Annotated in this window: 9 protein-coding genes; 5 read left to right on the plus strand and 4 right to left on the minus strand. The window is 45.0% G+C overall.

The features are described from left to right. Window positions 1–45 precede the first annotated feature (45 nt). Together C900_RS04885 and C900_RS04890 are read left to right on the plus strand one after the other, a co-directional pair. Entirely contained in the window at window positions 46–1,707 is a 1,662-nt protein-coding gene (locus C900_RS04885) for a response regulator (RefSeq protein WP_009578528.1), read from the plus strand. A gap of 98 nt (window positions 1,708–1,805) precedes the next feature. Continuing rightward, entirely contained in the window at window positions 1,806–2,576 is a 771-nt protein-coding gene (locus tag C900_RS04890) for a 3-keto-disaccharide hydrolase (protein WP_221408107.1), read from the plus strand. 55 nt (window positions 2,577–2,631) lie between these two features. Here the strand turns inward: C900_RS04890 and C900_RS04895 are convergent, their stop codons facing one another. Continuing rightward, on the minus strand, window positions 2,632–4,188 hold the full coding sequence (locus C900_RS04895; protein ID WP_009578530.1) for an alkaline phosphatase D family protein: 1,557 nt from the start codon (window positions 4,186–4,188) through the stop codon (window positions 2,632–2,634). Window positions 4,189–4,403: 215 nt separating this feature from the next. On the opposite strand from C900_RS04895, the gene C900_RS04900 reads away from it, so the two are divergent. Further along, window positions 4,404–4,601 (plus strand): pinensin family lanthipeptide, encoded by a 198-nt coding sequence (locus C900_RS04900; RefSeq protein ID WP_009578531.1) that lies wholly within the window; start codon window positions 4,404–4,406, stop codon window positions 4,599–4,601. Between the two features lie 240 nt (window positions 4,602–4,841). Then, entirely contained in the window at window positions 4,842–5,474 is a 633-nt protein-coding gene (wrbA, locus tag C900_RS04905; RefSeq protein ID WP_040495694.1) for an NAD(P)H:quinone oxidoreductase, read from the plus strand. Window positions 5,475–6,019: 545 nt separating this feature from the next. On the opposite strand, the gene C900_RS04910 is transcribed toward wrbA, so the two are convergent. After that, on the minus strand, window positions 6,020–7,072 hold the full coding sequence (locus tag C900_RS04910; protein WP_009578533.1) for a sigma factor-like helix-turn-helix DNA-binding protein: 1,053 nt from the start codon (window positions 7,070–7,072) through the stop codon (window positions 6,020–6,022). Window positions 7,073–7,503: 431 nt separating this feature from the next. On the opposite strand from C900_RS04910, the gene C900_RS04915 reads away from it, so the two are divergent. Beyond that, window positions 7,504–8,034 (plus strand): DUF4136 domain-containing protein, encoded by a 531-nt coding sequence (locus tag C900_RS04915; RefSeq protein WP_009578535.1) that lies wholly within the window; start codon window positions 7,504–7,506, stop codon window positions 8,032–8,034. Between the two features lie 326 nt (window positions 8,035–8,360). Here C900_RS04915 and C900_RS04920 read toward each other — a convergent pair whose 3' ends face one another. Then, entirely contained in the window at window positions 8,361–10,748 is a 2,388-nt protein-coding gene (locus C900_RS04920; protein ID WP_009578536.1) for an ABC transporter permease, read from the minus strand. Between the two features lie 144 nt (window positions 10,749–10,892). Next, window positions 10,893–13,265 carry an ABC transporter permease gene (locus tag C900_RS04925; RefSeq protein WP_009578537.1) on the minus strand — a complete coding sequence of 791 codons (2,373 nt, stop codon included), beginning with the start codon at window positions 13,263–13,265 and terminating at the stop codon, window positions 10,893–10,895. Window positions 13,266–13,319: the final 54 nt, after the last annotated feature.

Below are 13,319 nucleotides of genomic sequence, written 5' to 3' on the forward strand. Positions count from 1 at the left end.
ATACTGCTGCTCAGCCTAAAGCTGAAGGCAAAATGCGATTAACGAATGAAAAAACCGATAATATTTGTTCTGGATGATGATACTTCCGTACTGCGGGCGGTGGTTCGAGACCTGAGGGAAGCGTACAAGAAGGAGTATCGCATACTAGCCACAGAATCCGCCCAGGATGCGCTTGTATCTGTAAAAGAACTAAAGAATAAAGGTGAAACGATCGCCCTTTTCCTGTGCGACCAGCGTATGCCAGAAATGCTTGGGGTAGAGTTTTTGGAGGAGGCCAAACAAATATATCCGGAAGCCAAAAGGATATTGCTAACTGCTTATTCTGATACAGAGGCCGCTATCAGGGCCATCAATGAAGTACAACTGGATTATTATCTTATGAAACCTTGGGACCCACCCGAAGAAAGACTTTATCCGGTGATTACTGATCATCTCGATGAATGGCAGAGTGCATACCGGCCTGAATTTCAGGGGATAAAAATTGTAGGCTACCAATGGTCGCCACGCTCCCATATGGTGAAAGACTTTCTTTCGGGCAACCTCATCCCATATCAATGGCTCGACATGGAAACCAATGAAAAAGCAGAGCCACTGATCAAATTTAATGGCCTCGACTCCAAGGACCTACCAGTTGTGATCTTCGAGGATGGGAGTGTGCTGAAAAACCCCGATCTGCCCGCAGTAGGAGAAAAAATGGGCATGCAGGGCATTGCGCAACAGAAGATGTACGATGTGACCATTATAGGAGCAGGACCAGCCGGTTTGGCTGCTGCGGTATATGGTGGTTCAGAAGGACTAAACACGCTACTCATTGAAAAACGTGCTCCCGGGGGCCAGGCTGGTACAAGCTCAAGAATAGAGAATTACCTGGGTTTTCCGAAAGGATTGAGTGGTGCTGAACTCTCCAGAAGAGCCATTACCCAGGCCACCCGGTTTGGAATCGAATTTCTTTCCCCGCAGGAGGTGGTTGACATTTCTTTAAAAGACAATTACAAGATTGTCAAGCTGGCCAACGGCAACGAAATCAACACAAAAAGTATAATTATTACGACTGGAGTAGACTATCGTCAGCTTGAAGCAGAAGGCGTCAATGATTTCACAGGCGCTGGTATCTATTATGGTGCGGCTACCACTGAAGCCAATGCCTGTAAAGATGAGGAAGTATATGTGGTTGGTGGCGGCAATTCAGCCGGGCAGGCTGCCATGTATCTCTCAAATTTTGCAAGAAGGGTCTACATGCTTATCAGAAAGCCGGATCTTAAGTCGAGCATGTCGCAGTACCTGATCGATCAGATAGCCGCCACTGAAAATATAGAAGTGACGGGCCATACTGAGGTTGTCAGGGCGCATGGTACCGACCGACTTAAAGAATTAACGCTGAAGGATGTAAAGACAGGGGAAGAAAGAACAGTTCCGGCCGGAGCATTGCTGATATTCATTGGAGCAAAACCTATAACCGCATGGCTGGGTCTGAATATTGTGAAAGATGAGAAAGGATTCATCGAAACCGGCAACTCACTACACAAGTATGAGACGTTTAAAAAATCATGGAAATTGGATAGAGAGCCATTCCTTCTGGAAACTTGCAGCCCCGGAATATTCGCTGCCGGTGATGTGCGTGCAGGGGCTATGAATCGCGTGGCCAGTGCGGTAGGCGAAGGCGCTATGGCCATTAAATTTATCCATGAGTATCTGGCTGAGATTTAAGGGAACCAGTCAAATGCGATTGTTTATAACCTTTTAAATATCTTTATTGAAAGCAGGACCGGTTTTTGACCTTTCAATATACTAAGACGACAACGCTTATGGACGTACAACTTCTATTTATGCTGAAAACGGCTATTGTAACTATGCTATTTGGCATTGCTGCTTATTCATCGCATGCTCAGGACTCCAAAAAACCTGCAGAAATGACTCCCGAGATGACCGAGCAGTGGGAGCCTGAACCTCAGGTAGTTACTCCCGGAACAAATAACGCTGCAGCACCTTCCGATGCCATTATTCTTTTCGATGGCAAGGACCTTTCAAAGTGGAAGTCTAAAAATGGTGAAGGCGATGCTGCCTGGCCAGTAAATGACGGTTATTTCACGGTGGGTAAAGGTGATATCTCTACGAAACAGGGATTCAGAGACTTTCAGTTGCACCTGGAATGGAGCGCTCCCGAAAAAGTAGAGGGCGAAGGACAGGGTAGGGGCAACAGCGGAGTATTCTTACAAGACCGGTATGAAGTACAGATCCTGGATTCTCATAATAATCGCACCTACTCCAACGGACAGGCGGGCAGTATCTACAAGCAGTATCCTCCTCTGGTGAATGCCATGAGAAAGCCGGGTGAATGGAATTCGTATGATATCATTTACACCGCGCCTCGTTTTAATGAAGATGGTTCACTATTTTCAGAAGCACGGGTAACTGTGATCCACAATGGTGTGGTGATCCAGAATAATGCGGTAATCCGAGGTGCCACTGAATATATCGGACTACCAAAATACAAAGCACATGGCAATGCACCTATTTCCCTGCAGGATCATGGAAACCCTGTAAGGTTCAGAAATATCTGGATAAGGGAACTGTAAATGGTTAAGTGTTATTGTTATTCGTAATTATTCGTAATTCGTAATTCATCAATCGTCAATTGAATTTCAGCTTATTGCTGCCTTTATCTACAGTAACAGACATGCCTAATTTCTCCGAAGAAGACGGTTCGCGCAGAGTTTCTACAAAAAACCACTGCGCTCTGGCGCTGTCGGGAAACAGTGATAGCACCATATAACCGTGGTCGCGCAGGTTGGCATATTTCAAATGAGGGTTAACTGGTGTGTTGACAATCTTTTTCTCATGAAGCAGTACAGAATCGGTAGAAAACCGCTCGTTTGAATTGGACGAATTGATACTGGTGGTGCCGAACTCAACAGCAAAAGCTCCTTGCCCGGAAATGGGGTCATAGTCGCTAAAAGGATTTACCGTGACTTCAAACGCCCATGACGAATGGGTATCACCGGTCACGAATATCACATTCCCGATGTCATTCTTTTTTATAAAGTTGGCGATCTTTTGCTGTTCCGCAGGGTAACCATCCCATGAATCAAGATTGATGTTGAATGTTTCATGCCCCCAGTTCAGGTATGAATAAATAACCTGGTTACCAATCACCTTCCAGGTGGCATCTGCACTTTTCAACTGACCGGTAAACCATGACATTTGCTCTTCTCCTAACATGCTCCTAGCTTCACTTTCAAATTCAGGGTCCATCACACTATCTACAGGTGCTGTTCTACCCGCCAGTCGCTCATCCAGCATGATGAGCTTTGCCAGATTGCCATACTTAAAGGCCCGGTACAACTGGTTGGAAGGCCGCACAGGAAGCCATTCATAGTACGCCTTTCTAGCCGCGGCTTTTCTTTCATCGTAATCACCTTCCCCCGGCTGATGGTTCTGCGCTCCCTCCGAGTAGGAATCATTGGCAATTTCATGATCATCCCAAATGGTGATAAAGGGATGGTTTTGATGTGCCGCCCGGAGGTCCGGATCCAATCTGTATTGTGAATAGCGTAAGCGATAATCTTCCAGTGTTACAATCTCATGCGGGGGGAAATGCTTCCTGCCAATGGTGGTGTCTCCATAGCCTCCAACAGGATACTCATAGATGTAATCCCCCAGGTGAAGTACCGCATCCAGATCTTCCCTTTCGGCAATATTTTTATAAGCATTAAAGTAACCCCATTCATAATTACTACAGCTCGCCACAGCAAATTTGAGGCTGTCTACCATGGTTTCGGGTACTGTTTTCGTACTTCCGATAGGAGAAACAACACCTAATGCCTTGAAACGGTAGAAGTATCTGGTGTTAGGACTTAACCGGTCGACATCTATTTTCACCGTGTAATCATTCCCGGGGCCTGTGGTAGTCTGTCCTGAATTAATAATTTCACCGAAGCTTTCATTTGCGGCTACTTCCCAAACTACTTCAAGGCTCTGAACCTGCTCTTCCGGGGTTACCCGCGTCCAGATAATCACCCGGTCGGAAAGCGGATCGCCTGAGGCAACACCATGATAGAACGGTTTCAGGCTATTTTCGAAATACTGTGCGATACCCGATCGGGAATGAGATTCACTTTCATTTTGCCGGGCTGATTCGCAGGAAATCAAATAAACTGTCAACAACAGGAGGGCCAATGGATACTTCATAAGCTTGGATTTTTCAGAAATTTACAAGATATGGTTTACTTGTGTGTTAAATTGAGGTGAAATTTATCGTATGGCTACATCCTCCCGGAAAAACCCCCTTTATTTCAAAAACAAAGTGGTTGTAGACCTTTTGTAGACCCATCAAGTTTCCTTCTACAGCATTTTCTCAACAATTTCGTCATGATATTTTTTTATAAACCTTAACTTATTTTATTATGAAAAAGTCAAAAATGAAGTTGAATGAGCTTAAAGTGAAAAGCTTTACTACCGAGATCGAGGAAAACGCTCAGAATAATGCCAAAGGAGGAACTGATGTAGTATTGAATACTCGTCCTATGTGTGGGCTGATCAGCATATTCTTTGTGTGCAACATTGCTGATCCGTTGCATACATGGCACGCTGAATGCCCGTGATAGAAATTTAAAACGTCTCTTAAAGAGGCCGTCTCACAAGCCTGCTTCTAACGTCATCCTCTCCCCTGATTGGTTTCTACGCTTTAGGGGAATTCCAAATCAAGTTTGGAATGGCGCATTGGCTTGTAAGACGGTCTCTTTTATTTTAAAACCTGCAAAAAAGTAGCGTTAACCAAAAACAAAGTGAGACCCAAAGTGCTTAAAGTAATAAAAGACGTTTAAACATGTAACTCTAACATTATGGCTAACACAAAACTCGCTATCATATACTACAGCGCCACAGGTACAAACTACCAAATGGCCAAATGGGCTGAAGAAGGTGCAAAAAACGCAGGTGCCGAAGTAAAAATGTTGAAGATACCGGAAACCGCGCCTGATCAGGCGATAGAAGCAAACGCTGCGTGGAAGAAGCACTACGACAAAACGAAAGATAATCCCAAGGCTACACTAGACGCCCTGGAATGGGCTGATGCATACATTTTTAGCATACCGACCCGGTATGGTAACCTTCCCTCTCAGGTGCAGAGCTTTATAGATACCACCGGAGGGTTATGGTTTCAGGGTAAGCTTTCCAACAAAGTAGTGAGCGCCATGAGCAGTGCTATGAACCCACATGGCGGGCAGGAAAGCACCATTCAATCGCTTTACAAGACCATGTGCCATTGGGGAGCCATTATCGTTCCTCCCGGATATACCGACAAAGTGACCTTTGCAGCCGGAGGAAATCCATATGGAACAAGCGTAACGGTAGACCAGGATGGTAATATGAAGGAACATGTTCGTGATGCAGTTGTACACCAGGCAAAGAGAACTGTACAGGTGACGGAATGGGTAAAAAAAGGGATTAGCGCCAGTCGTCAGGTATCTGTTTGAGGCCAACGCCATTGGGCGAAGAACCCCTCTCAATCAGGCAGCATCCCAGGATGCAACATTGGTAGCTCAGAGTCCCCAATGCTTATTAAGTTAAGAAAGAACTCTTATTAGAAGTACAGTCATCTCGAGACTTAACATTTTTCACAAAAATGCACAAAATGAGATGACGAATTGTTCTGTTGCAAAGCCTGCAGCGAAAGAAATGGGATATCAACTTGTTACAAATCAAACATGTTGAATAATACGTTATCGGTAGGCATCAACAAACTTGGCAGTTGATTTTGCTTATAATAACAGTTACCCGAACGGCCTTGAGGAAATGGCGTTAAGAATTTCAATGCCACATGTACATGTAAATCACACTGTTTGGGGCCCGTTTTTTTCACGGGGTGAGTTTGTGATCTGTCATCGCAGGCATTGAAATTTAGCCATTTACTCACAGCCTTGACTTTTTTTGTTATCCCCGAAAGCTTTATTGAAGCATCGGGATGAAAACCAGAGTTAAAACCTCAAAAAATAGCGAAACTACTAACGCCCTGAATTCCTTATCCCTCCACTTCCTCAAGCTTGAAGAGAAAGCCGCTGAAATCATCCTCTGGCTGAAGGCATAACTTCTTTCTTAATCGGTATCGAGCCATTTTCACACTCTGTGGTGAGATGCCAAGGATGGCTGCAATTTCCTTGGAAGACATATTGAGTCGCATAAGAGCGCATAACCTGAGCTCATTAGCTGTCAACTGTGGATAACTTCCTTTGAGGCACCTGAAAAAATCCTGATGCACCTGCTCAAAATAGAGTTTGAAATGTTCCCACTCACGATCCACGCTTGTTCCCTGCACCGCTTTATTTTTTAGTTTATAAAGGTCTGGGATCAACCTGCTGCCGTCTGCCTTTTTACAAATAGATTCCACCTCCTCTTTCATGGACTTTATTAAATTGTTCTTTTGTACAAAGTTGAGTGTGAAACTCGTAAATTGACGTGCCTTAAGGTCGAGTTCCTGCTGCAGCCGGGCTTTTTTCAATCGTAATTCTTCCAGTTCTGCTTCCTTTTCGTTTTTTTGCAAAAGCTGATACCTAAGCCTTAGGTGCTGCTTTCTTACAAAATAGAGCGCAGCAGCGAGCAAAACTGTTATTATACTAAACAAAACATATTTCGAAGCCTTCTGCCGTCTAATTTCTGCATTCTTGATCTCAATAACTCTTGATTTCAGCTTAAGGTCTGTGGTCATATCACGGATAACCTGTGCCTTGCCGTATTCGTTGTCAACCTCTTCGTAGAGCTCCAGTGAAGCTATAAGGTGGTTTGCCGCTCGTTCGTAGTGAGCTTGTTTGATATATGCCTTGCCAACGCCATGATGCAGGAGTGCCAGTTGGTCAACATCAGAAAATCTCTCCGCTATTTCTATTCCTTTTAATCCAAAATCCACTGCCTTGGCCGGATCTTGTTTTTGAAAAGCATTACATAGTTCATTGAAAATAGTTGCTTTCCGGTCATCCGCGGCTGAATAAAGCTGACGCTCAAGCACTCGCGCACGCTGATCTCCTGCAAAAGCCAGAGAATAAGTAAAGAAGAACACAAAAATAGCAAAGGATTTCACTTCCGGGGTAGTTTAGGTGAATTATTAACTGCTTATTCCCTTATACAGTTGGCCATCGGCCCTCCGGCTTTTCAGTGCTGGGATGTTTTCTGAATTTTCACCGGAGGAGCCAACGGCTAAGCTGCGCCTAACTAAATAATTTGTTAGTAGAAACAGGAATACAAGATGTATTTACCTCCACACCCCCGTCCTCGCCCAAATGGTTAAATGGATCGTTTTCATGGTTGTTGGTTTCATTCTTTGTGAATTAACTCTTTATTTAAGACTCTTTCCCGGCCGATTTATGTAGCGTCCATTCTGTTTGATAAAACCCCTTTTTGAATTGATGTTGTTAACCTTGAGCATCAAAAAATCCTGACTATTATCAGTAACCCCAATGATGCCCATCACCGTTATAGGTAATAAAGGGTTATAACTTTGAAAATAAAAAAATGCGCTTATTATTCACTGTTTTGTCTTTATTGGCCCTGGCCTGCGCAGAAGTAAAAGTGCATACCAGCTACGACACACGTGTAGACTTTTCTAAATATAAAACCTGGTGTTGGCTCAATGGCTGTACCCCAAGCTACGAAGGACCTCGTTTTTTGTATGATAGTAGCTCCATTGAAAATGTTGCCAATACCATTGCTATTGAAATGCAGGAAAAAGGCTTCATTCAGGGTGATGAGAGCGCTGAGCTGATGCTAGACTTTCATATTGTATTAAAAGAAGATTCATCCATGGCCGCCTGGGTCCACGAAGAAGACCTTCCATTCTGGGATTCGTATAAAGAGCCCGGGCCATACTATCATTTTTTAAGAGGCTCTCTTATCATAGATGTTATCGACAGAGAGCGAGGCCAGGTGATCTGGAGGTCTAATGCCGAACGCCTGATGGCGCTCACACCAGAAATGGAAAATGCCGACATTAAAAGAGGGATCAAAAAAGCCTTAAAGTACTTTCCTCCTCAAGAAAAGAAATAATCTTCGGGAGCCCTTGATAATTCTTTTTTTTAGAAAACAAGCGTTTTTTCTGCTTTAGAGAAGTTTCAGCAGCATGTGACTGGCAGTTGTGACCTCATAATGCATCAGTTTCGCCAATTTTTGAGGTTTCTACTCCGGTTTTCATCCCGATGTTTCAATCGGGACGAAACAAAAGAAAAAGGTGCCACGTGCAAAGCCCGTTCTCCCCACTAAACGCTCATGGCCAGCCCTTAAAGCTGCTTACCCACATGCATCAAACGGGCCGCGCTGCACGTGGACGTCCCGCCCGCCTGTGGATCCATTAATTTTCAAGGAAAGCCAATCTTCTATTCCTCCTTTAAAGCGTCTACCGGATTTGCAATTGCTGCGCGAATTGTTTGCAGAGCAACTGTTATCCCCGCCAAAACCAGTGCCAGCATGAGCGCAAATATAAAACTCCATGCATTTAAAGGAATCCGGTACGCAAAGTTAGTCAGCCAGTCTTCCAGCAAAAACCATCCAAGAGGTATAGCTAAGAAAGCAGCGATAATAACTAAAACAAGAAATTTTCCTGAGAGAAGGCCCACCACCTGCCGTACCGAAGCACCCAGCACTTTACGGATGCCGATTTCCTTATGCTTGGCTTCTACATGAAACGATACCATGCCATACAAGCCTATACATGCTAAAAATACTGCCAACACCGAAAAAGAGTTGACCAATGCCGTAAACTGCTGATCAGCGCGATATAATTGCTGAATATGATCATCGATAAATCTATAATCAAACGGCATATCAGGATTTATTTCAGCCCAATCTCTTTCCAGCGAGGTCAGTATTTCACTTACCGAGCCTGCTTTAGCCTTGATGAAAATATAGTCCTGGTAAGCTCTGGGCACATAAAGTACCAGCGGAGTGATCTCTTCATGCATGCTGGCGTAGTGAAAATCCCTGACAACACCGATCACTTCTCCTTCCCAGGTATCATTGAGTAATAGCTTCTTTCCAATAGGGCTATCCTCCCAACCCAACATTTTAACAGCCGACTCATTGAGGATAAAGTTGCTGCTGTCATTGGCAAATTCTTCAGAAAAATCTCTGCCGGCAACAAATTCAAGATCCATCACCCGGCCGAAGTCATAATGTGCTCCGAAAAGGCTGATGCGGTTGCGCGATTCATCATTACCCACTTCCTGAACCGGAACTCCACCATTTTGCCCGTCAAAGAGGTTTCCCGCTGCGGTCACTTCCTCCACATATGGATTCTGACGCAAGTGATCTCTGGTCGAAATATATCTTCCGTGCAGCTCTTCCCCCACCATTTGCACAGCTATTACCCTGTTTTGGTCAAAACCCAGATCCCTTTCACTCAAATATTTCATTTGCCTGCTCACCACCAGGCTGGCAGCAATCAGGCCTATGGTGATGAAAAACTGAAACACGACCAGTACATTTTTTACAGGGATGCTGCTGGTCTTCACATTTAGCCTTCCTTTCAATGCTCTGGTAGGCGAATACCCTGAAAGAAACAGGGCGGGGTATAATCCTCCTGCAAGCCCAACTATGAGGATCAGCAACAGATATAGTGGCAGGCTCTCCAGGTGTACACCAACGGCCATGTCCATATCATTTTTTAGCAGGTTGGAGATTGGAGCTGAAAATATTTCAAGCAGCGCGACTGCGAGGAACAGGCTGCCGAGCGCCAGCACCAGCGATTCTGTGATATGCTGAAAGAATAGAACGGTTCTCTTTGCTCCCAGCGTTTTTCTCACACCAATTTCCCTTATTCTCTTTAGGGATAGTGTTGTGGATAAATTCGTAAAATTAAAAACAGCTATTCCCAGGATCAGTATGGCAATAGCCAAGAGGCCATACACGTAAGTAATGTCACCTTTTGGCGCTGTACCATCACGCTCGGTAATCTCTTTTGATCTAAGGTGAATATCGCGGACGGGTTGCAAATCCAGGGCTATACGTTCTGCAGTTTCCTCACCCATATGACTGGCAATGAAATGATGAAGTTTCGGTGTCATTCCTGCTGTGTTCGCACCTTCATGCAACCGCACGTAGGTTGGAAAAGAAGTCCATCCCCAGCTCTCGAGCGTGACGGGATAACCGTGCGGCACTTCAAAGGAGCTGAACGAGATCAGCATGGCAAACTGCAAATGGCTTTTGGCCGGGGCGTCTCCAATTACGCCCGTGATGCGCACAACCAGGTCGTTGTCAATCGAGATCGTTTTGCCGACCGGATCTTCTCCTGCAAAATATTTTTCTGCCAAAGTATTCGTGATCACAGCGGAATTTTTCTGATCCAGCACGCTTGTGGGATCACCGGCTAACAACGGAAAAGAAAATACATCGAAAAAAGTAGAGTCAACATAGAAGATGTGATCTTCATAAAATCGCTCCTCACCAATGCGAACCAGTACATTATCGGCATGGCGCAGTCTTACGGAAGTCATTATTTCAGGTATCTCATCCACAAGAGCGGGACCCATGGGAGGAGATATGGCCGAGGCCCTGCGGACTTCTGTTTGCCCTTTCGACATCAGGTTTACCCGGTAAATATCACCGGAGTGTTCATGAAAATTATCGAATGACATCTCCTGGCGCACATAGCTGACAATCAGCAGGCAACTTGCGAGGCCAAGAGTAAGACCTAAAAGGTTGATCAGCGTGTAAAGCTTGTGCCGGGATAAAAATCTAATAGCGAATTTGATGTAGTTCTTTAGCATAAGATGTCGTTTTTGTGCTTTCTGAGCCCTAAGACTCCGTTTTTAACGCTCCCCTAACCCCTCTCTAAAAATTAGAGAGGGGAAGTTCAAATCACAGATTTGAACGGGGGTGAGTTTATAAGGCCAAATGCATCCGGTCCATAGTTATTCTTCTTTTAACACATCCACCGGGTTGGCCATGGCGGCTTTCACCGACTGCATGACCACTGAGGCCAGGGCAATGGCCATGGCTACCAGTAATGTCAGTGCGAATACTTCAACGCCAATGGATACTTTGTATGCAAATTGATCGAGCCACTGTCGTGAGAAATACCACCCCAGAGGCCATGCCACCAGGTTGGCAATGAGCACCAGCACGAGGTAGTCCTTCACCAGCAGTGATGTAATACTTTTTATGCTGGCGCCCAGCGCCTTTCTTATTCCAATCTCTTTCAGCCTTTGATTGGCCGTAAATGTTGCCAGCCCGAAAATACCCAGGCAGGAAATGAAGATGACAATACCGGAAAATATGGTAAATAACCGGCCCTGCAACTGCTCCGTTTGGTAGAGTCTGTTAAAATTCTCATCTAAAAATTCATAGGCAATAGGATAACCCGCACTATGTGCTGACCAGGCATTTTCAATGTACTCCACCGCGTCTTTCACATCCCCCTGGATCTTGATGGCCATCATCCTGCCGTTGGTACGATTGGTGATCATCAGCGGCTCGATGCCGGCTTTTAATGAGGAGAAGTTGTAGTCTTTCACCACACCGACCACCGTTTTGGGTATCGAGTCGAATGAAATGGACAGCCTGCGGCCGATGATCTCATCGTTGGTCAGGCCTGTTTCGCGAACGGCTCTTTCATTGAGCACGACCACCTGGTTGTGATCTGCGGCATGGTCTTTCCTAAAGCCCCGCCCAGCTACTATCTGGAGGCCAAAGCTTCTGAAATAGTCGGCATCGGCAAACAACGTTCTGAACCTCGGATTTTCGTCAAGCCCTTCGATATCTGCCGTCATGGTGTCGTGAAACCCCCCGGGGATACCTGTTCCGGCTCCCACGGAAAGTATTGCCGGGTGCTCGAGCATTTTATTCTTAAAAGCCTCACGGTTATTTCGTATCTCCGTATGGTTTAGTGGAAATGTAAGCACCTGCTGCTTATCAAAACCGAGGTCCTTTTCCTGGATAAAATTCATCTGCCTCCCTACCATAAGTGTCATGATGATCAGAAATGCAGAGGTAGTAAACTGAAGAATAACCAACACCTTTCTAAAACCAACACCACTTTTTCCGCTTTTTACTTTTCCCTTCAGCACCTCCACGGGTTTATATGCCGAAAGTATAAATGCCGGATAAATACCGGAAAGAAGACCGGTAACAACAATGATAAAACCAAGCATAGGCAAAAGCACCGGTAGTTCATGAGTAAGGGATAGCTCCAACCCGAAGGTGTGGTTAAAAACCGGCAGAACGACTTCAATAGACATAAAAGCAAGCACCACAGAAACGCCGGAAATAAGAAATGCCTCTCCCAAAAACTGGATCATTAACCCCTTTTTCGATGAGCCGAGCGTCTTTCTTACTCCTACTTCTCTGGCTCTTAACACAGACTTTGCCGTGGCCAGGTTCATGAAATTAATGCAGGCGATCAGAAAAATAAATATGCCTACCACAGAAAAGACGATGACACTGCTTTTGCTGCCATGCAACACTTCATCGTAGCGCACATCCTGCTCGAAATATGTTTCTGACAGGGGCTGTAAAGTGATGTCTATCCGGTTGGTCATCGTTTCGAAATCCTTCCCGAAATACTTATCCATAAAGCCCGGAAACTGTGCCTCCAGATGAGATTCACTGGCAGGGTCGTTAAGTAAGACGTAGGTAATAAAACTATTGCTCCACCAGTCGGAGAAGTAGCTTGCATTTCGCAGTAGCGCCAGGTTGCCCACAAAGTCAAAGTCCATATGAGATTTGGCAGGAAGCTCTTCGAATACTCCTGTTACCATCAGGTCGAATTCATTATCAACCCTAATCATTTTGTTTAGCGGGCTATCATCTCCAAAATATTTCCTGGCTATCTCCCCGGTAATGATCACTGAATTTGGCTGATCCAGCGCTGTTTTGGGATTTCCCTGAGCGAGCGGAAAAGTGAATACATCCAGAAAATTCGAGTCCGCAAGAGAAAATTTTTCTTCCATAAACACCTTGTCTTCATAAGCCACCAGCCCCTCCCCAAAAGACATTCTCACCGTTTGATCCACTTCTTCGGGAAAGTCGGTATGTAGCGCCTCTGCAAACGGACCGGAAGTCACCCCAATGAGGTATTTTTCGCCATTGAGATTTCCGATGCGTAGTAGCCTGTATATTCTGTCTGATTGGGCATGAAAACTGTCATAGCTGAGCTGATCATTGACATACAAATAAATGACCATGCAAACGGATATCCCAAGTGTAAGCCCTGAGATATTGATGAGGCTGAAAACCTTCTGCTTCCAGAGGTTTCTTAGTGATATTTTTATGTAATTTCTTAGCATCGTGTTTGTCTGTTTATTTCAGAACTTTTCGAAACCACAGAGGTAACAGAGGCT

It is taken from the genome of Fulvivirga imtechensis AK7, from assembly GCF_000331535.1.
GTDB classification, from domain to species: domain Bacteria; phylum Bacteroidota; class Bacteroidia; order Cytophagales; family Cyclobacteriaceae; genus Fulvivirga; species Fulvivirga imtechensis.